Annotated in this window: 15 protein-coding genes, 2 tRNA genes and 3 rRNA genes; 13 read left to right on the plus strand and 7 right to left on the minus strand. The window is 41.1% G+C overall.

Annotated elements, in window-relative coordinates; genetic code table 11:
• Positions 1 to 14: 14 nt before the first annotated feature.
• A complete protein-coding gene (locus AC07U8_RS02680) occupies positions 15 to 629 on the minus strand; it encodes an inner membrane-spanning protein YciB (RefSeq protein ID WP_004717972.1) in 615 nt (204 codons plus the stop codon).
• A gap of 44 nt (positions 630 to 673) precedes the next feature.
• Here AC07U8_RS02680 and AC07U8_RS02685 point away from each other — a divergent pair, with 44 nt between their 5' ends.
• The gene (locus AC07U8_RS02685) at positions 674 to 1,525 is read left to right on the plus strand and encodes a PHP domain-containing protein (RefSeq protein WP_494737271.1); all 852 of its coding nucleotides are present in this window, start codon (positions 674 to 676) and stop codon (positions 1,523 to 1,525) included.
• Between the two features lie 121 nt (positions 1,526 to 1,646).
• Here AC07U8_RS02685 and ybeY read toward each other — a convergent pair whose 3' ends face one another.
• Genes ybeY through miaB form a run of 3 tightly spaced genes read right to left on the minus strand, consistent with a single transcriptional unit; the run spans position 1,647 to position 4,744 of the window.
• Positions 1,647 to 2,132, minus strand: a complete 486-nt coding sequence (gene ybeY / locus AC07U8_RS02690) for an rRNA maturation RNase YbeY (protein ID WP_494737272.1) — start codon at positions 2,130 to 2,132, stop codon at positions 1,647 to 1,649.
• A 9-nt stretch (positions 2,133 to 2,141) separates the two neighbouring features.
• Positions 2,142 to 3,251: a PhoH family protein gene (locus tag AC07U8_RS02695; protein ID WP_494737273.1), complete on the minus strand. Its 1,110-nt coding sequence runs from the start codon at positions 3,249 to 3,251 to the stop codon at positions 2,142 to 2,144.
• A 38-nt stretch (positions 3,252 to 3,289) separates the two neighbouring features.
• Positions 3,290 to 4,744: a tRNA (N6-isopentenyl adenosine(37)-C2)-methylthiotransferase MiaB gene (gene miaB, locus AC07U8_RS02700; RefSeq protein WP_004717965.1), complete on the minus strand. Its 1,455-nt coding sequence runs from the start codon at positions 4,742 to 4,744 to the stop codon at positions 3,290 to 3,292.
• Between the two features lie 289 nt (positions 4,745 to 5,033).
• Between miaB and AC07U8_RS02705 the strand changes: the two genes are divergently transcribed.
• From AC07U8_RS02705 to AC07U8_RS02720, 4 genes are all read left to right on the plus strand, one after another.
• Positions 5,034 to 7,007: a lytic transglycosylase domain-containing protein gene (locus AC07U8_RS02705; RefSeq protein WP_151801732.1), complete on the plus strand. Its 1,974-nt coding sequence runs from the start codon at positions 5,034 to 5,036 to the stop codon at positions 7,005 to 7,007.
• A 38-nt stretch (positions 7,008 to 7,045) separates the two neighbouring features.
• Positions 7,046 to 7,705, plus strand: a complete 660-nt coding sequence (locus AC07U8_RS02710) for a ribonuclease T2 family protein (RefSeq protein WP_004717962.1) — start codon at positions 7,046 to 7,048, stop codon at positions 7,703 to 7,705.
• Between the two features lie 170 nt (positions 7,706 to 7,875).
• The gene (locus AC07U8_RS02715; RefSeq protein WP_004717959.1) at positions 7,876 to 8,862 is read left to right on the plus strand and encodes a malate dehydrogenase; all 987 of its coding nucleotides are present in this window, start codon (positions 7,876 to 7,878) and stop codon (positions 8,860 to 8,862) included.
• A 233-nt stretch (positions 8,863 to 9,095) separates the two neighbouring features.
• Entirely contained in the window at positions 9,096 to 9,350 is a 255-nt protein-coding gene (locus AC07U8_RS02720) for a DUF2789 family protein (RefSeq protein ID WP_004818847.1), read from the plus strand.
• Between the two features lie 129 nt (positions 9,351 to 9,479).
• Here AC07U8_RS02720 and AC07U8_RS02725 read toward each other — a convergent pair whose 3' ends face one another.
• On the minus strand, positions 9,480 to 10,007 hold the full coding sequence (locus tag AC07U8_RS02725) for a hypothetical protein (RefSeq protein ID WP_004818848.1): 528 nt from the start codon (positions 10,005 to 10,007) through the stop codon (positions 9,480 to 9,482).
• Positions 10,008 to 10,111: 104 nt separating this feature from the next.
• On the minus strand, positions 10,112 to 10,714 hold the full coding sequence (locus AC07U8_RS02730) for a 2OG-Fe(II) oxygenase (RefSeq protein WP_004717953.1): 603 nt from the start codon (positions 10,712 to 10,714) through the stop codon (positions 10,112 to 10,114).
• A 116-nt stretch (positions 10,715 to 10,830) separates the two neighbouring features.
• On the opposite strand from AC07U8_RS02730, the gene AC07U8_RS02735 reads away from it, so the two are divergent.
• The 8 genes from AC07U8_RS02735 to rrf all read left to right on the plus strand — a co-directional run bounded on the left by AC07U8_RS02735 (position 10,831) and on the right by rrf (position 19,598).
• Entirely contained in the window at positions 10,831 to 11,688 is an 858-nt protein-coding gene (locus tag AC07U8_RS02735) for a 23S rRNA (adenine(2030)-N(6))-methyltransferase RlmJ (RefSeq protein ID WP_004717951.1), read from the plus strand.
• A gap of 164 nt (positions 11,689 to 11,852) precedes the next feature.
• Positions 11,853 to 12,680, plus strand: a complete 828-nt coding sequence (gene pssA / locus AC07U8_RS02740; RefSeq protein ID WP_004717950.1) for a CDP-diacylglycerol--serine O-phosphatidyltransferase — start codon at positions 11,853 to 11,855, stop codon at positions 12,678 to 12,680.
• Between the two features lie 26 nt (positions 12,681 to 12,706).
• On the plus strand, positions 12,707 to 13,792 hold the full coding sequence (locus AC07U8_RS02745) for a DUF6670 family protein (protein WP_239046507.1): 1,086 nt from the start codon (positions 12,707 to 12,709) through the stop codon (positions 13,790 to 13,792).
• Positions 13,793 to 14,265: 473 nt separating this feature from the next.
• Positions 14,266 to 15,804, plus strand: a 16S ribosomal RNA gene (locus AC07U8_RS02750).
• 59 nt (positions 15,805 to 15,863) lie between these two features.
• A tRNA-Ile gene (locus tag AC07U8_RS02755) sits at positions 15,864 to 15,940 on the plus strand.
• A gap of 72 nt (positions 15,941 to 16,012) precedes the next feature.
• Positions 16,013 to 16,088 (plus strand) — tRNA-Ala (locus AC07U8_RS02760).
• Positions 16,089 to 16,425: 337 nt separating this feature from the next.
• Positions 16,426 to 19,316, plus strand: a 23S ribosomal RNA gene (locus AC07U8_RS02765).
• A gap of 167 nt (positions 19,317 to 19,483) precedes the next feature.
• A 5S ribosomal RNA gene (gene rrf, locus AC07U8_RS02770) occupies positions 19,484 to 19,598 on the plus strand.
• The 16S, 23S and 5S rRNA genes sit together here with 2 tRNA genes alongside, the layout of an rRNA operon.
• A 145-nt stretch (positions 19,599 to 19,743) precedes the next feature.
• Here the strand turns inward: rrf and AC07U8_RS02775 are convergent.
• A complete protein-coding gene (locus AC07U8_RS02775) occupies positions 19,744 to 21,117 on the minus strand; it encodes a dihydrolipoyl dehydrogenase (protein ID WP_494737274.1) in 1,374 nt (457 codons plus the stop codon).
• Positions 21,118 to 21,226 lie beyond the last annotated feature (109 nt).

The following is a 21,226-nucleotide window of genomic DNA, read 5'->3' on the forward strand; positions in this document are numbered from 1 at the left end:
TTTTCTAAAACACTTTATTCATCGGTAGATTTAAAGTGTTTTCGTAATATAACAAACTGGATAATAATAAAGGAAAACATGACGATCATGTCACCAAATGCTGTAAATTCACCCCAATATTTTCCACCTGCAAATAAAAATGCGAAGAAAATATGTAAACAAGACATGACAATGAACATTGCAGCCCATGCAAAGTTTAGATTTTTCCAGCCTTTTTCAGTCAGGTTTAAAACAGGACCAAATAATCTTTGAATGAGTGGCTTCTTTTCTTTACCAAAATAGGGAGAGAGTAAGAACGCGCCAGCAAAGGCTAAATTCAAAATTGCAGCTTTCAGGCGAATATAGAAGTCATCACTCAACATTAAGGTGATTCCGCCAAAAATGACGGTCATGAACAAAACAAACCATTGTTGTTTATCCAGACGGAATTTTTGGAAAATAAATAGTGCACCATAGACCACAAGCATTGAAATAATCAGACCTGTAGTTGCAACAAGAATGTTGTTGTTATTTACACCACCTGCTGAGCCGATCAATTGTAATAATGGATGATCGGTGTTTTTAGGATCAACCGTTTTGTATAAATAAAAGAAAATTATGAGGGGCACAAAGTCTAAAAGTGCTTTCATGTTAAAGTATCTAGTCTGTTCAGGTTGATGGGATAGTATAAAAGATGCAAGGCATAGATTTACATACTCACAGTAATATTTCTGATGGGACTCTGACGCCAGAGTTATTGGTTCAAGCTGCCATCGAGAAAAGCATACATACACTTGCATTGACGGACCACGATAGCATGGATGGCTTAATACAAGCTGAACAATTTGCAAAAAATCAACCAATTCAAATCATTTCAGGTGTAGAAATCTCTAGTCAATGGTCCAGACCTGAGACTAAAAAAAGTTATGGTGTGCATATTGTTGCGCTCAATATGCAAAATCCTGAACCTTTACAACAGCTTTTAACGCAACAGAAGAAAATCCGTGCTGAGCGGGCTAAGCAAATCTGTGATCTGCTAATTCCTTTGATTCATCAGGATATTTATGCAGAAGTTGTGGCAAAGGTAGATGGTGTACCTGATCGGATTACTCGGACGCATATTGCCAAGACGCTTGTAGAAAAGGGTTTTGTCCAGCGTGCACAGCAGGCGTTTGATAAATACATTAAGGAAGGTAAAAAAGCCTATGTAAAATTTGATGGTTTAGGTTTGGCAGAAACCATTCAAGTGATTCATGAAAGTCAAGGTTTTGCAGTATTGGCACACCCAACACGTTATGATCTATCAGCAACAAATACCCGTTATTTAATTGAAATCTTTGCACAATATGGCGGTGATGCTGTTGAGCTTCCACCCGCAATGGAACCCGCTTCAACACGACAAATGGTCGATCGAATGATTGCTGAACATGGTTTAAAAGTCTCTGTGGGGAGTGATTTTCATGGTGACAATATGCCTTGGATTAAATTGGGCAATATTCCACGCGTCAAAGAAGGGCAAGTTGGGATTTGGGAGAGTTTCCGATAATACACTGTGATGATGTATTCAAATACTTAGATTTTGAATGAGATCTGTTTTTGAAAGGCATCTCATTTAAATGAAACAAAAAATCCCTCTAGAGCAGAGGGATTTGGGGTTGATTATAAAATCAACTTTCTTTAACAGTATAAGGGTTTTCAAAGCCTAGCTTTTTTAAGATTTCAATTTCGAGTGCTTCCATTTCCTCGGCATCATCATCTGAAGTCTCATGGTCATACCCCATTAAATGTAAGGTGCCATGAACCAGCATATGAGTGAAATGCTCAATGGGTGTTTTTTGTTGTTCAATCGACTCTTGTAAAACCACGGGGATGCAAATGACTAAATCACCGATGGGTAAAGCATCGAGCATGGGTAAAACTTCTTCAGGAATGTCACTTGGAAAAGACAATACATTGGTGGGTTTGTCTTTTTCACGATATTCAAAATTTAATTTGTGACTTTCATCTTCATCAACACAAGCAATTCCGATTTCACAATCTTGGTCTACATCAATATGACGCAGTGTTGTTTCAATGACTTTTTTTACATAGACACGTTTGAGCACCAATTCTGGTGCTTCAAACGCTTGTTGTAACGATAAGCTAAGTTTCAAAAACAGTCCTTAAACATTTTCCTGATTTGCAGCAGTATGTTCATCATGTTGAGCATCTGCGGCAGAATCATTTTCAGAAATTAAGGCTTCTTGACGTGCTTTACGTTCTGCACGTGCTTCAGCACTTAAACGGTATTGTTCACTGTCCCATCCTTCATAAGCCTCTACAATTTTTTGTACCAGCTGGTGACGAACGACATCACGGGAATGGAAGCGAGTGATGTGAATTTCTTTGATCTTTTCGATAATACGCAATGCGTGAGCAAGACCCGATTGTTGCCCGCGTGGTAAATCCACCTGTGTAATATCCCCGGTGATCACTGCACGAGAACCAAAACCTAAACGGGTCAAAAACATCTTCATCTGTTCAGGGGTGGTGTTTTGTGCTTCATCGAGAATCACAAAGGAATGATTTAATGTACGACCACGCATATAAGCAAGCGGTGCAACTTCAATCACTTGGCGCTCAATCAGTTTTGCAACTTTTTCAAAGCCAAGCATTTCATACAATGCATCATAAAGCGGGCGTAGATATGGGTCGATCTTTTGGCTTAAATCACCCGGCAAGAAACCAAGTTTTTCTCCAGCTTCAACAGCAGGGCGAACCAAAAGGATACGTTGAATTTCATTACGTTCTAACATATCTACCGCAGCAGCGACTGCAAGATAAGTTTTACCTGTACCTGCAGGGCCGATTCCGAAAGAAATATCGCTTTGTAGAATACGTTGTACATAACGTTTTTGATTGGCACCACGAGGATTGATTCGACCTTTACGGGTTTGCAACCAGACATCATCTAAACCGGTATGCTCATTGTCTGAAAGGTCGTCTTGTAACTCACGGTCAGTTTGGCTGCCTTGAATCATCAAATGAATCGTATCAGCACTGATTTGCTGAGAGAGTTCAGCTTCTGCATGCAAACGCTGCAATAAACCTTCAGCTCTCTCAACTGCTTCTAAATCACCATCGATATAGAAGTTATCGTTGCGATGAGAAATGTTGACATTTAAACGTTGTTCGATTTGTTTCAGATGACCGTTATAAGCACCTAACATGCTTTTTAAACGTTCAACTGAAATACCTGGAAAAGCTACTGTACGTCGAATCGCTGCAGTCAAGAGATATCCTTTTTTAAAGTAAAGTCTATACCCTTACATTACGCCACGTCAGGCTCAAGATTCAAGAGTTCTCCATAAACTAAATTTAGGGTCTTAATCTCTGTAACCTCAATCTCTGCAAAGCGTCCGACCCAAGAGGCGTCACCTACAAATGTTACTAAACGTGTATTGTCAGCTGTACCGACCAATAAATTTGGATCTTTATTGGAAACATTTTCAACCAGTACACGTTGAATGGTGCCTAACATCGCATCGGTTTTACGAATACTTGATTGCTTAATCCAGTGTTGAACTTTGGCTAAACGTTCTTTCTTGACTGCATCAGAGGTGTCATCAGGTAATTCAGACGCTGGTGTACCAGGGCGTTTTGAATAAACAAAACTATAAGAATGATCAAAGTCTAAATCTTGGATAAACTGATAGGTTTCTTCAAAATGTGCATCAGTTTCACCAGGGAAGCCGATGATGAAATCTGAAGATAAATGCATATCTGGACGAGCTTTACGCAGTTTGGCAATTTTTTCGATATAGACATCAATGGTGTGGTTACGCTTCATCGCTTGTAACACATCATTTGAGCCACTTTGTACTGGTAAATGCAGATGTGAAACCATTTGTGGCAGGTCACGGTAGCATTGAATCAAATCTTCATTAAATTCGAGCGGATGGGATGTTGTATAACGTAAACGACCGATTCCTGGAATTTCTGCAACCAAACGTAATAAATCTGCAAAGGTACAAATTTCACCTTCAAAAGTTTCACCACGGTAGCCATTTACATTTTGTCCTAAAAGGCTAATTTCGCGAACGCCTTTTTCAGCCAAACCAGCGATTTCTGCCAAGACATCATCCAAAGGACGAGAAACTTCTTCACCACGAGTATAGGGAACCACACAGAAAGAACAGTATTTCGAGCAACCTTCCATGATTGAAACAAACGCTTTGTAACCTTCAACACGCGGTTCAGGTAAAAAGTCGAATTTTTCAATATCAGGGAATGAAATATCTACAAGTTTAATTTTGTCTTTCTTCGGCTTTTCAATTTGCTCAACATGCTGATCCAGCATTTGCGGTAAACGATGCAAGGTTTGAGGGCCAAAAACCATATCGACATACGGTGCACGTTTTTGAATATTGTCGCCTTCTTGAGAAGCCACACATCCACCAACACCGATGACGAGATCAGGATTTTTTTCTTTTAATTTGCGCCAGCGACCCAACTCAGAAAATACTTTTTCTTGGGCTTTTTCTCGAATTGAGCAGGTATTCATTAACAGGATATCTGCGTCACTTGGATCTTTGGTTAAAATATAACCGTGTGAGTCGCCTAAAAGATCTGCCATACGATGACTGTCATACTCATTCATCTGACACCCTTGCGTTTCGATATACAGTTTTTTTACTGCACCGTCGGCTGGGGTGTGCTGTGGCTGGGTTACAGTGTTTTCTGAGGCAGCTTTGGCACCATTGGGAATGAAGGTTTGAACCGTCATGGAGGCGTCTTTCCTATGAATAAAGGGAACTTTGAATGTGTACTAAGCCTGCTATTTTAACAGACTCATAAAAGGCGCGCCATTTTATAGCATTTAGAGTGAACTCAGGAAAATATTTAGCGGCTATTGCCATTTATTGGATTGTAGGGCATTGAAAATGAAAATTATGAAGAAAAAATAGAGAACAATATTAATGATGAATCATAAGGTTACATAACACAACAGTAGAAATGGATTAGAATAATTAAACTAGGCACAAATAAGTGCATCAGTATGTTAAAGGCACATCATGCAGGTTGAGAGAAAAACGGTGTTAAAGCAGCAACTTAAGCAAAATAAATTAAAACTTTACCTTTTAGGAACAGTTGCATGTACAAGCCTGCAAGTGGCTCATGCTGCTGAAGAGCAGTTTAATGATGCTTTACGCAATGCAAATAATCCAAGTGCTTTAGAACAATATCGTTCTTCAATGCAAAATGATGCTTTGGGCTATTATCCTGAGTATTGGTCACTGAATTCAAATCTCGCTTTTCAACCTTCTGCAAATATTATTAGCTTTGCGCAACGTTATCCTCAATCGGCGATGGCTGAAAAGTTGGCTGCGGATTATGTCGAAGAAAAGGTTAAACAAGCAGATTACGCCAGCGCACAACCTGTATTGCAATATGTCTCTAATCCAGATCAAGCAGAACGTTGTGCTGTTGCTCAAGTTCGTGCGAAAACTGGTGACGTTTTGGTCTATGCTGAATTTAAAGATGTTTGGTTGGCAACCAACTCTCAACCTGAATCATGTAATGGTTTAGGCCGCATGATGCTTAGCAGCCCACTCATGACTGCCCAAGATCGTCAACAACGATTATATGCACAACTGAGAGCAGGGCAGTCTGGTCTAGCCATCGCTACCGCACAAACGATTGGCGTTAATTTATCGTTAACCCAATTGAACCAAATCCAAGCCAATCCATTAAATTATTTATGGTCTGCACCAAAAAACAATGTAGAAGATTATGCTTATTTGGTTTATGCACTGGGTCGTGCAGCAGATACGGATTTAACAAGCGCTTTGCAGTCGGTACCTAAGTTAGTTCAGGGTGTACCAGCGGATGTGCAAAAATATATTTATCGTACTGTCGGTTATATCGGCGGAACGACCGTTATGAAAAATAATTTTAATCGTGAAGTACTGCAAAATTTTGATGCAAGTTATGGTGTGCCTTTCAGTGCAGAAGAAGCAGAAGTTTATGCACGACAAGCCATTCGATTTGGGGCTTGGGAAAGTGTGATTCGTGCAATAGACAGTATGAGCGTGACACAAAAGCAAGAAGACCGTTGGCAATATTGGTTGGCACGTGCTTCAGAACAACGCAATGATGCACAATCTAAAAGAACCGCCAAAGATATCTATCAACGATTGGCAATGTCGGGTGATGATTATCATAATTTGCTTGCCAAAGATCATTTGGGGCAAAAATATAATGATAGCCCTGCCAGAGAACAGCCTTCAACTGATGACCAACAACGCTTAAATAGCGATATTCACTTCCGTCGTGCATTTACTTTACGAAATATTAATGCGCCTGCAACTTATACCAATAGGGAATGGAACTGGGCGGTACGTCAGGCATACTTAAAACATGATGATGGCTTGCTGCTTGCTGCGGCAAAACGTGCAACTGATATGGGCTGGTATGATCGTGCAATTTATGCGGCAGAACGTACTGAGAAAAAACATAACTATGTTTATCGTTATGCAACACCTCATCAGTCGTTGGTGGTGAGTCATAGCCGTAATGCGGGTATTGATCCTGCTTGGGCCTATGGTTTAATGCGCCAAGAAAGCCGTTTTGTAACTGCTGCTCGCTCACATGTTGGTGCAGGTGGTTTGATGCAAATCATGCCAGGCACTGCAAAGTTGGTGGCAAAACAAATGGGTGAAACTTATAATCCTGCTGCGCTCAGTGATGCCAATACCAATATTCGCTATGGTACTTTCTATCTGTCGATGATTCATGGTCAATTAAGCAGTAATCCTGTCTTGGCAACCGCAGGGTATAATGCAGGGCCAAATCGCGCGAAACGTTGGCAGCCAGATTATCAAAATCTTTCAGCAGATCAATATACAGAATCTATTCCTCTGAATGAAACACGTGACTATGTAAAAAATGTGATGACCAATGCAGCACATTATGGAATCTTGTTGGGACAAGGGCCTCAAGCGATTGAGAGTCGTATGCCTGTTATTCCAACCCGTGTTTCACAATAAAACTATTTGGACTTGGATGAAACTTTGTTGGTAAATCAATGATTTTCAAAATTTTGCGTAAATTGAAACAATCTTGCTTAGCATGGAGCTTATGCTTTGCGGGATTGTTTGGGCTCAATGTGCAGTTACATGCTGCACCGCAATTACAAGGCTATGTCATGCAAGTTCAGTTGACACCTGCTGTCTGTGCACTTGATTCTTCAAAACAAAAGCAACGCAAATGTCTCGAAGGTTATTCATTGACCATCACAGGTCTGTTGCCTGAAACGACAGAGCGGAATTGCACCACCAATACATCTGCAAGTTTAACCCCTTTACAAGCTAAGGTGGTTGCACGAGTAATGCCTGAGGAAAATGCACGTATTCAATTGTGGCGTAGTGTGGGTGGCTGTGTTCCAATGAATGCGAGTCAATATTTTAGAACTGTGATTAATTTGGCAGATCGTTTGAAAATTCCTGCAGATTTAACCAGCTCTGAAAACAAGAATGTGCAACATAATGCGTTAAAAACTCAATTTGTTAGATTAAACCCGGGAATGAATAACGACAGTATCCGTTTTACTTGTCAAAGTTCATCATCAAACCCAGTGTTAACCGAGGTTCAAGTGTGTTATCGGGTCAATGGTCAGTATAAACAATGTTCAAATCACATTGTTTCAAACTGCCCAAATACATTCTCGATCAAAGGGACTTATTAGTTCTTCTGAGGAATTTTATTTATATTTCCTATCATACTTTTGTTGAAAAGCATTCTCTTTTACATGCAACTGTTAAAGGATTGGAGTACAATCTTTGCCGTTTATGATAATTCGATTAAAACGGATTTAACCGTTTAATCACATTAACGATCCTCATTGGAGATAATTACATGAAGCAACCTGTTCGCGTTGCCGTTACTGGCGCAGCTGGTCAAATCGGTTACAGCTTATTATTCCGTATCGCTAGCGGTGAAATGCTTGGTAAAGACCAACCCGTTATTTTGCAATTGTTAGAAGTTCCATTTGAGAAAGCTCAAGCTGCGCTTAAAGGCGTAATGATGGAATTAGATGACTGTGCTTTCCCATTATTGGCTGGCATGATCGGTACTGATGATCCAAAAGTTGCATTTAAAGATGCTGACTACGCGTTATTGGTTGGTTCACGTCCACGCGGTCCTGGTATGGAACGTGCTGACTTGTTAAAAGTGAACGGTGAAATCTTCATTGGTCAAGGCCAAGCACTTAACGAAGTTGCGAGCCGTGACGTTAAAGTACTTGTTGTAGGTAACCCTGCAAATACAAATGCTTATATCGCAATGAAATCTGCTCCAGATCTTCCAGCGAAGAACTTTACAGCAATGTTACGTCTTGACCACAACCGTGCATTGACTCAAATTGCTCAAAAAGCGGGTGTTGCTGTAGCGGATATCAAAAACCTTACAGTTTGGGGTAACCACTCTCCAACAATGTATGCGGACTACCGTTTTGCAACTGCAAATGGCGTAAGCTTAAAAGACAAAATCAACGATGCTGATTGGAACGCAAACGTATTCCTTCCAACTGTTGGTAAACGTGGTGCTGCAATCATCGAAGCGCGTGGTCTTTCTTCTGCTGCTTCTGCTGCAAATGCTGCGATCGATCATATGCGTGATTGGGCACTTGGCACCAATGGCGAATGGGTAACAATGGGTATTCCTTCTGACGGTTCTTATGGAATTCCTGAAGGTGTGATGTACGGTGTTCCTGTAATTTGTGAAAATGGCGAATACACTCGTGTTGAAGGCTTAGAAATTGATGCATTCAGCCGTGAACGTATGGACAAAACACTTCAAGAACTTGAAGAAGAGCGCGCAGCTATTGCTGATATGCTTAAATAATTAAAAATTAATCTTTAAAAGATTAATTTTGAAAAAGCACTCTATTTAGAGTGCTTTTTTTATGCTTCAAATCAAACATCTTGAGAATCGATAATTTATATTAAGCCAACATTTGTTTGTTTTTTAATCACAAATTGAAACAAGAAAATTAAAATCTAGACTATCTTTTAAAATTATTTTCTTATAAGTTAATTGAATAAAAGATGACAAATAAATTTATATAAGGAGGCAATATGCTCAGGACGAACACACCATCCTTAGAATTACTATTTTCTCAACTTGGTTTGGCAAATAGTCCCGCAGCAATTGAGCTATATGTACGCACTCATCAATTGCCAGCAAATCTTTCATTACATGAAGCGCCGTTTTGGAATAAATCTCAACGTGACTTATTAATTAGTCACTTGATACAAGATGATGATTGGGCAATTTGGATTGACGAGTTAAACCAACAATTACATCTAGATGCGTATAAGCTAACAGCCTAATGATTTAGTTTCCCCCAGAGCAACAAAAAAGATGGCCGTTATGGCCATCTTTTCTATTTTGTATCGATCAAATTAGTATTGATCAAAACGAATAACAAATTGAGTCATTTTGAATGGGCATAGCACTGATCAATGTAATTTAGACTGAATCATTTGACTAAACCAAGCTTCATTGCGAACAGGTCTAAATGCAGTGTGTTGTTGCAGTAAGGTTAAATCAAAATCAGTTGTCTTGATATATTTACTCAGCCAGTGACGAGTCAATGCAAATTCATTTTTACTGACTGAGGCATAAGCCAACATAAAGTAAATATCAGCATGATGATGTTGTGCCAAGGGTTTTAAAATCTGCTGCGTAATCAAGGCATAACGTGATTCTTTGGTCAATTCAAAGTAAATCATATAGGCTTTGGCCAAATGCAAAGAAAGCTGAATGTAGACTGACATTGGCATTTCTTCATATTCAAATCGCGCAGTTTCAAGTAAAACAATGGCTTCTTGCAAGAAATGGATTTGTTCCTGCTTTGAATGACTTTGAGTGACCAGCTGTAAGCGTAAGTCCCCACGTTCAAGTGCAAGTTCAGGTGTATTGCCTGACAAATACAATTGATCTGTTTCCCCAATACGCGAGATGATTTGTTTTGTATTATCAAACATGTGCTGAATCCTCTGAATTTATGATGAGTATTATGAGGTCTATTTCAATAATTTAAAGCTTGCCCTATAGAGATACAGCGTTGCAAATTTGAAAACTGAGCATATTACAACACAGTATTGTCGCTTCTTAGCCATGCGGTAATTGATAATCGCTGATGCTTGGCTTCTAGCACTTCATGTAATAAATCACTTTGGAACATGGCAATACGATTAGGCTGGGGATCTATTGTATGCCAAACATTATTTTTATCCTGTAAGTGTAACTTTCCACCCCAGTCATCCTGCCATTCTTGGTGTAGATAATACACCGTAGAAATCATACGGCCATTTTTACCTTGCGGATTATCGCGATGAAGCGCATAGAATTCACCTGCGTTATAGCAGGCAAAATGTGCTTCTACATCCTGAATGCCTAAATAAAATGAGTAGTTTAAAATTTGCGAGAGCTGTTTGAGTGCATCAATATGTTGTTGTGCGATCGTAAGCTCTTCATTGATCCACAAGATATGGTCGCTGCGAATATTGCTGATCACACCATTTTGAATTGCTGCTTCACGAAAGCGATTTAAATTTGAAGTACATTCTGCAACCAGTTGAAGTCCGTATTCAGCGGAGTAAGCATGATCAATAATGGTAAATCCATGTTGATCTAAATCATCAAGAATTTGATCAACATTCCATGACTTTGGGAGTAGCAGCGCTTCCATAAATTACCAAAAAATAGTGCAATAAAGATATGTTGTTATATTAGAACAAACGATGGACAGTGAAGAAATATTTTTTCGTGTTAAAATGATTATTGAACTCAGGAATTAATCGAAACATGAATTACCGTCACCATTTCCATGCAGGCAACTTTGCCGATGTCATGAAACATGTGTTATTGCTGCAACTTTTGACACGTCTAAATACTAAAGACAAACCATATCGCTATATAGATACACATGGTGGTGCAGGTAAATACGATTTATCTACTTCTGAAGCACAAAAATCAGGTGAATTCTTAACGGGGATTCATCGTCTGGTTAAGCTTGATGAGTCGATTAAACGTAATGCGCCTGAAGGTGTAAAACAATATCTTAAAATTGTTGAAGATATGCGTGCAGGTTCAGGTAAAGGCGCTTATCCAGGCTCACCGTGGTTTGCGCTTGAAGGCATGCGTGATATTGATAAAGCGACTATTTTTGAAATGCAACGTGATGTGTTTCAACAATTGTATTTTAATATTCGTGATAAGCGTGCAGGTTTACATGAGCGTGATGCTTATGAAGGTCTTTTGGGGGTTATTCCACCAAAAGAAAAACGTGGTTTGGTGATGATCGATCCACCTTATGAATTAGAACGTAAAGACTTTCCGCAATTGGTCGAGTTGATTGCCACTGCACATAAAAAATGGCCAACAGGCGTATTTGCAATTTGGTATCCAATTAAAGACCGTGCCATGATTGATCGTTTTGAAAAGAAAATGATGAAAACTGGAATTCGCCGTCAGTTGGTCTGTGAAGTTTGTGTTTGGCCAGATGACACCCCAGTAGGATTAAACGGTTGTGGTTTATTGGTAATTAACCCACCTTGGAAATTCTCTAACGATGCTGATGAGGCATTGCAATGGTTGTTCCCACATTTACGTATGAGTGAAAATGGTGGACATGCTGCTGTTCGCTGGTTAGTGGGTGAATAATCCATTCGATTGGATATCAACAGAAACATGAACGATGGTGTGAATTACAAATTAAGACGAAATACATTGAGTAATTCACATCAATTTCACTTAAAAATGAATGTGATAAAATATTTAAGTGAGATATCAACAGCTCCATAAGAGCCATAGATAGGATTCAAAAAATGACAAATATAAATAAACCAGAAAGCCCAAACTCTTCTAATCAAGACCATGGATTTGATGGCATTACTTTTGAAGTGGAAGAAGAAGAGCATACCCATGAAGGGCAGAAGGTCAAACGTCGCGGAATCTATTTGTGGCCTAACCTGATTACAACATCTGCATTGTTATCTGGCTTTTACTCGATCATTGCCAGTATGAATGGTGACTTCACTCAAGCCGTTTATGCGATTTTCCTTGCAGCACTATTTGATGGTTTAGATGGTCGTGTTGCTCGTGCAATTGGTGCACAAAGTGCTTTTGGTGAACAATTCGATTCTCTTTCAGATCTCTTGGCATTTGGTGTTGCGCCAGCAATTTTGATGTATAGCTGGAGTTTGCATGATCTCGGGCGGATTGGCTTGGCTGCTTGTTTTGTTTATACCGCATGTGCTGCATTTCGTTTAGCCCGCTTTAATGTACAAATTGGTGTGGTCGATAAGCGTTATTTCATCGGTGTGGCAAGCCCATTGGCAGCAATTATTATTATTGCATGGGTGTGGGTTGGACAAGATTTTACCTATATTTTTGATTTAAAAGATGTTGCGATTCAAGCGACCAATGCATTTGTTATCATTGCAGTAGGTTTGTTGATGATTTCAAATATCAAATATTATTCTTTTAAAACAGTAGACCGTAAACGTGTTCCATTCTTTGTATTGCCTATAGCAGTTTTTATCCTTGCAGCAATCACTTATAATATTCCTGTAGGGATTTTAGTCATTTCGATTATCTATGCGATTTCTGGTTTTGTGACAACATTCTTAGCGAGAAAGAATACTGTTGAATAAAAGATAAAAAGGTAAGGGGGCTTGATATGCGGTTGTTTCAAGATTTCTTAGATCAGTCTAAACAGCTGAATCAAGCTCAAAAGCCTATAGAACTTTGCTGTCATCCCCCACAAGACAGATATAAAATTATTCATCAAAAATTAGTGCTTGCCAATTTACCTGCACCGTTGCATTACCTCAATTTTTTTAGTTTGATTGGACAGCCCAATAGTCCTGTTTTTTGCAATAACAATGAAATCTCAACAACTGCTTTAGATACAGCAACCTTACTGGTCAGCTCCAGCCCCCATATGGTGGGACAATTAAACTCATATTCAATTCAGCATGAATGCCAATTTCACCTTGATGAAAATAGCAATGTGACCTATACATTTGGTCAAAAAGAAAAAGTGTTTGGAAAAATTCCTGATTTTACTGTTCAAAGACAGGATGACGAATTGAGTGTGAATTTAAGCATTACAACAATGCCTTTAATTTCTCATTTTATTCATTTGAAATTTGGATTTGCACAGCACTGGTCTTTGGTTGCACATTGTAAAGGGACAATTCAATACAAAGATCAAAATTACGAAATTGAACAAAATGCTGTTTTTGAATATATGAAAACAGTGAATTTTCCTTATCTGCCTTATGCGCTGTATACATATCAATTGATTCAAGTGAATGACGATCTACAGATTATTTTTATGCATAGTCGTGATCAGATGAATAATATTTTACATTCACGTATCTATATTCGAGATATTCAAAACAATGAAACAAAAATGCTTGATCGACAGGTCTGTTTCAATATTCATCGGGTGTTCCCTAAAGTCACAACAGTAAATCATCAGGAGATGTATTTACCACGCGAGTTTGAATGGCAATATCAAGATGAAAATACCAAAATTGATATTCAAGCTCAAAGCCGTGGTGATTATAAATTTGGCTTAGCTGCAGGTTATGTTGGAAGTTTTGTTTATCAGCTACATCTCAATGATGAATATTATCAAGGTGAGGGTGGTTACTGTGAATATATAGATTGTCGACCTTTAAAATGGCAGGAAATAGATAAAGACAATAAATTATCAAATAAATCGAGCAGTCCTGTGCTGATCATGCTTAAAAAATAGACCAAAAAACAGAAATAAGGCCAATTTAGAAGAATAAATAAGCAAGTGATAGATAAAATGAAAAATAATTAAAAAAAAGGGGTTGTGTTGGATTGGGAATGCTGTAGAATGCACATCCATCGGCGGTGATGTTAAATAAAACTTCTGATAAATCAGGCACTTGATTAAGTTGTTAAGATTTCGAATTGAGATTTTAAGATGAGGTTAGGGTTGGGTTTGTTAGAAAAAAATAATTAACATTATTGATTGACTTTTTAGAGATAGAGAGTAGTATAGCCGACCTAGCTTGATGCTGACGAAGCATTGAGAAGATCATTAAGAGAATATGAAGAACAACTTGTGTGGATTTTTACTGATTGATTGATCGAAATATTATCATTGATTGATTGGTTTAAATTACTCGAAGTTTATTTGAGAGAATTTGTCAGTACATTGATGAGCCAGAATTGTGACCTTAAGTCACTAATGATTTTTAACTGAAGAGTTTGATCATGGCTCAGATTGAACGCTGGCGGCAGGCTTAACACATGCAAGTCGAGCGGGGGAGGTTGCTTCGGTAACTGACCTAGCGGCGGACGGGTGAGTAATACTTAGGAATCTGCCTATTAATGGGGGACAACATCTCGAAAGGGATGCTAATACCGCATACGCCCTACGGGGGAAAGCAGGGGATCACTTGTGACCTTGCGTTAATAGATGAGCCTAAGTCGGATTAGCTAGTTGGTGGGGTAAAGGCCTACCAAGGCGACGATCTGTAGCGGGTCTGAGAGGATGATCCGCCACACTGGGACTGAGACACGGCCCAGACTCCTACGGGAGGCAGCAGTGGGGAATATTGGACAATGGGGGGAACCCTGATCCAGCCATGCCGCGTGTGTGAAGAAGGCCTTATGGTTGTAAAGCACTTTAAGCGAGGAGGAGGCTCTTCTAGTTAATACCTAGGATGAGTGGACGTTACTCGCAGAATAAGCACCGGCTAACTCTGTGCCAGCAGCCGCGGTAATACAGAGGGTGCGAGCGTTAATCGGATTTACTGGGCGTAAAGCGTGCGTAGGCGGCTTTTTAAGTCGGATGTGAAATCCCCGAGCTTAACTTGGGAATTGCATTCGATACTGGGAAGCTAGAGTATGGGAGAGGATGGTAGAATTCCAGGTGTAGCGGTGAAATGCGTAGAGATCTGGAGGAATACCGATGGCGAAGGCAGCCATCTGGCCTAATACTGACGCTGAGGTACGAAAGCATGGGGAGCAAACAGGATTAGATACCCTGGTAGTCCATGCCGTAAACGATGTCTACTAGCCGTTGGGGCCTTTGAGGCTTTAGTGGCGCAGCTAACGCGATAAGTAGACCGCCTGGGGAGTACGGTCGCAAGACTAAAACTCAAATGAATTGACGGGGGCCCGCACAAGCGGTGGAGCATGTGGTTTAATTCGATGCAACGCGAAGAACCTTACCTGGTCTTGACATAGTAAGAACTTTCCAGAGATGGATTGGTGCCTTCGGGAACTTACATACAGGTGCTGCATGGCTGTCGTCAGCTCGTGTCGTGAGATGTTGGGTTAAGTCCCGCAACGAGCGCAACCCTTTTCCTTATTTGCCAGCACTTCGGGTGGGAACTTTAAGGATACTGCCAGTGACAAACTGGAGGAAGGCGGGGACGACGTCAAGTCATCATGGCCCTTACGACCAGGGCTACACACGTGCTACAATGGTCGGTACAAAGGGTTGCTACCTAGCGATAGGATGCTAATCTCAAAAAGCCGATCGTAGTCCGGATTGGAGTCTGCAACTCGACTCCATGAAGTCGGAATCGCTAGTAATCGCGGATCAGAATGCCGCGGTGAATACGTTCCCGGGCCTTGTACACACCGCCCGTCACACCATGGGAGTTTGTTGCACCAGAAGTAGGTAGTCTAACCGTAAGGAGGACGCTTACCACGGTGTGGCCGATGACTGGGGTGAAGTCGTAACAAGGTAGCCGTAGGGGAACCTGCGGCTGGATCACCTCCTTAACGAAAGATTGACGATTGGTAAGAATCCACAACAAGTTGTTCTTCATTGATGTATCTGAGGGTCTGTAGCTCAGTTGGTTAGAGCACACGCTTGATAAGCGTGGGGTCACAAGTTCAAGTCTTGTCAGACCCACCAAGTCTACTGATTGAGTTTGAATGAATTTGAAGTTCAAATTACAGAAGAGCAGATATATTAAGATCTTAAGCTGGGGACTTAGCTTAGTTGGTAGAGCGCCTGCTTTGCACGCAGGAGGTCAACGGTTCGACTCCGTTAGTCTCCACCACTATATAAAGACTAAGTGATTACAGAACTTAGTAAGCCGATAGCTTATTAAGTTCTGTGATTTATCACAGTTAACTACTCGCTGACGAGGCGGTAGTGAATCATTAACAGAATATATTTGAGTTGAAATAATTGTTTAAACTCGTTTTAGTTGATGTTAGCAAGTAATTGTTAATGTTGAATGAAATGAGCACTAGCGATAAAACTGAATCAAGCGTTTTGGTATATGAATTAAATTGAAGCTGTATGGTGATTAAGTTCACAGGCAACAAATAGAAGTGATTAAGTTCACATTGTTGATCCTCCTTGTAGGGATTAACGACTGTTTGGGGTTGTATAGTCAAGTAATTAAGTGCATGTGGTGGATGCCTTGGCAGTCAGAGGCGATGAAAGACGTAATAGCCTGCGATAAGCTTCGGGGAGGCGGCAAATATCCTGTGATCCGGAGATTTCTGAATGGGGAAACCCACTTACCATAAGGTAGGTATCGCATGATGAATACATAGTCATGCGAGGCGAACGAGGGGAAGTGAAACATCTCAGTACCCTTAGGAAAAGAAATCAATTGAGATTCCCTCAGTAGCGGCGAGCGAACGGGGATCAGCCCATTAAGTTATATGTGTTTTAGCGGAAAGCTCTGGGAAGTGCTACCGTAGAGGGTGATAGTCCCGTACACGAAAGGGCACATATAATGATGACGAGTAGGGCGAGGCACGTGAAACCTTGTCTGAATATGGGGGGACCATCCTCCAAGGCTAAATACTCCTGACTGACCGATAGTGAACCAGTACCGTGAGGGAAAGGCGAAAAGAACCCCTGTGAGGGGAGTGAAATAGATCCTGAAACCGCATGCATACAAGCAGTGGGAGCCAACTTGTTTGGTGACTGCGTACCTTTTGTATAATGGGTCAGCGACTTATATTCAGTAGCAAGGTTAACCGCATAGGGGAGCCGTAGAGAAATCGAGTCTTAATAGGGCGTTTAGTTGCTGGGTATAGACCCGAAACCGGGTGATCTATCCATGAGCAGGTTGAAGGTTGGGTAACACTAACTGGAGGACCGAACCCACTGTCGTTGAAAAGCCAGGGGATGACTTGTGGATAGGGGTGAAAGGCTAATCAAACTCGGTGATAGCTGGTTCTCCCCGAAAGCTATTTAGGTAGCGCCTCGGACGAATACCATAGGGGGTAGAGCACTGTTTCGGCTAGGGGGTCATCCCGACTTACCAAACCGATGCAAACTCCGAATACCTATGAGTACTATCCGGGAGACAGACTGCGGGTGCTAACGTCCGTAGTCAAGAGGAAAACAATCCAGACCGCCAGCTAAGGCCCCCAAATTATAGTTAAGTGGGAAACGATGTGGGAAGGCATAGACAGCTAGGAGGTTGGCTTAGAAGCAGCCACCCTTTAAAGAAAGCGTAATAGCTCACTAGTCGAGTCGGCCTGCGCGGAAGATGTAACGGGGCTAAAACTATATGCCGAAGCTGCGGATGTATACTATGTATACGTGGTAGGGGAGCGTTCTGTAAGCCGATGAAGGTGTATTGAGAAGTATGCTGGAGGTATCAGAAGTGCGAATGCTGACGTGAGTAACGACAAAACGGGTGAAAAACCCGTTCGCTGAAAGACCAAGGGTTCCAGTCCAACGTTAATCGGGGCTGGGTGAGTCGACCCCTAAGGCGAGGCCGAGAGGCGTAGTCGATGGGAAATTGGTTAATATTCCAATACTTCTGTGTAATGCGATGAGAGGACGGAGAAAGTTAAGTCAGCCTGGCGTTGGTTGTCCAGGTGAAAGGCAGTAGGCATGCATCTTAGGCAAATCCGGGGTGCTCTATGCTGAGAGCTGATAGCAAGCTAGTTTACTAGTGAAGTGGCTGATACTATGCTTCCAGGAAAAGTCTCTAAGCTTCAGTTACACAGGAATCGTACCCTAAACCGACACAGGTGGTCAGGTCGAGTAGACCAAAGCGCTTGAGAGAACTCTGCTGAAGGAACTAGGCAAAATGGTACCGTAACTTCGGGAGAAGGTACGCTGCTGACGGTGATAGGACTTGCTCCTTGAGCTATTGGCAGCCACAGAAACCAGGCCCCTGCAACTGTTTATTAAAAACATAGCACTCTGCAAACACGAAAGTGGACGTATAGGGTGTGATGCCTGCCCGGTGCTGGAAGGTTAATTGATGGGGTTAGCGTAAGCGAAGCTCTTGATCGAAGCCCCAGTAAACGGCGGCCGTAACTATAACGGTCCTAAGGTAGCGAAATTCCTTGTCGGGTAAGTTCCGACCTGCACGAATGGCATAATGATGGGGGCGCTGTCTCCAGCAGAGGCTCAGTGAAATCGAAATCGCCGTGAAGATGCGGTGTACCCGCGGCTAGACGGAAAGACCCCGTGAACCTTTACTGCAGCTTGACATTGAACTTTGATCTTACTTGTGTAGGATAGGTGGGAGGCTTTGAAGTAGTGACGCCAGTTGCTATGGAGCCATCCTTGAAATACCACCCTGGTAATATTGAGGTTCTAACTCTGTCCCGTTATCCGGGACGAGGACCATGTCTGGTGGGTAGTTTGACTGGGGCGGTCTCCTCCTAAAGAGTAACGGAGGAGTACGAAGGTGCGCTCAGCGTGGTCGGAAATCACGCGTAGAGTATAAAGGCAAAAGCGCGCTTAACTGCGAGACCCACAAGTCGAGCAGGTACGAAAGTAGGTCTTAGTGATCCGGTGGTTCTGTATGGAAGGGCCATCGCTCAACGGATAAAAGGTACTCTGGGGATAACAGGCTGATACCGCCCAAGAGTTCATATCGACGGCGGTGTTTGGCACCTCGATGTCGGCTCATCTCATCCTGGGGCTGAAGCAGGTCCCAAGGGTATGGCTGTTCGCCATTTAAAGAGGTACGCGAGCTGGGTTTAGAACGTCGTGAGACAGTTCGGTCCCTATCTACCGTGGGCGTTGGAAATTTGAGAGGATCTGCTCCTAGTACGAGAGGACCAGAGTGGACGAACCTCTGGTGTACCGGTTGTGACGCCAGTCGCATCGCCGGGTAGCTATGTTCGGAAGGGATAACCGCTGAAAGCATCTAAGCGGGAAGCCTACCTCAAGATAAGATTTCCCTAGGACTTTATGTCCTCTAAAGAGCCGTTGAAGACTACGACGTTGATAGGTTGGATGTGGAAGTGCGGTGACGCATGAAGCTGACCAATACTAATTGCTCGTGAGGCTTGACTATACAACACCCAAGCAGTTGTATATGAAGCATCATTTGATTCATAAAAGATCAAACATACTTGATTTAGTTGTAAAGCTAGTTAAACTATTCAACTCAAATGTTCTGTTAAACTCATTTGGTACGAAGTAAGGCATTTAAATAAGACCCGAACAAGTCCATAACAGTTTGCTGGCGACAATAGCAAGAGTGAACCACCTGATCCCTTCCCGAACTCAGAAGTGAAACCTCTTAGCGCTGATGGTAGTGTGGGGTTACCCATGTGAGAGTAAGTCATCGCCAGCTTTTAAATCTAAAACACCCCGGTCTCTAACGAGAGCGGGGTGTTTTTTTTATGTGTGGTGTTTATTAGCGGAATGAAAGAGATCTGCGAAAGGAAAAATAAAAGCTCTATTCTTTAAAATAGAGCTTAATTTGATAGGTAAAAGCGTTATTTAAGTTGTCTTCGGGCATGTTTTAATGCAGTTCTTAAGCCTTCTTCCAAGGTTGGGTGATAAAAAGGTTTTGCTAATATTTCATCAATTGTCAGCTGTTCTGCAATGATCCAAGAGAGTAAGTGGGTCATATGTTCGGCAGACTCAACAAAAAGCTCAGCACCTAAGAGTTTTCTGCTTTGCTGATCTACATAAACTTCAATAGCACCTTTATTTTTACCTAAAACCAATGCGCGACCTTGTTTTTCATAAGAAGCAAAACCTGTAACAAATGTTGTGTCTGATTTTGACAGCGTGGCAAAGTTTTGCCCAGCAATCCCCATTTCTGGACTACAGAACACAATACCTAAAGGGGATAGGTTATTTAAGTTGTGTATATTGGGAAAATTTAAACAACTTGAAACGACATTTCTTCCTTCATTTGCAGCCTCATGTTGTAAAGGCGTTTGGGTCAAAGCATCGCCAATAATAAATATTGGAAAATCAGCCAGTTGCTTGGTGGTGTGATGAACTGGTAATTGTTTTAAATCTGAGAATGACTGATCAATGTTTTCGAGGGACAAGGTTGATAAGTGTGTAGCACGACCAGTCGCATTTAAAATATAGTCAACCTGTATGGATTTAGATTCATTATTTTCGATAAATAATATTTCAACCCCATTTTCAAGATTTTGGATTGAATCAGGTAAAACTTCAAATTTAATATTCAGTTCTTTGGATAATTCTGCTTGAGCGATTTCTTGTAAATTAGGGCTACTAAGCACCCCCACTTTTTTGCTTCTTGCAAAAACAGTCGTATTCACGCCTAAACGATGCATCGCTTGAGCTAATTCAATTGCAATCACACCACTACCGATCACGGCGATTGACTTAGGCAAAGTCTCAAGTTCAAATACTTCATCCGAAGTGATCAGTTTATTGCTTATTTTATTTTTCCAATCCTGGTTATAGGTCGGTGTTGAGCCTACAGCAAGAATAAATGATTTAGATTGATAATGTTTTCCATCGACTTCAACTGTATTTGCATTTACAAATTTAGCTTCGCCATCAATTTTATGTGCAGCCTCCCAACTTTCTACATCTTTAAGCGTCGCCCGAGCAAAGCGATCACGTAAATCTCTGACATGTTGCATAACTTGACGTGTATCAATCTCTGCTTTCACCTCCAAAGCGACCTCATTGGCATTTTGAATGTCATACATTCGATTTGCAGTTGAAATGAGAACTTTACTTGGCATACAGCCAACACGGACACAAGTTGTATCCCATGGACCTTTATTGATAATCAGTATGTTAGATGTATATTTGATTGCTTCTTTATATGCACTAATACCCGCAGTTCCTGCGCCAATGATGATGATGTCGTACATGATATGAACCTGATTTTAAATAATAGTAATTACATTAAAAAACATTTTGAAATAGCATATTTACACATATAGATAACTATGATTACATAGCATTCAAAATAATCTACAA

The organism is Acinetobacter sp. GW821-FHT01E09, assembly GCF_059422385.1.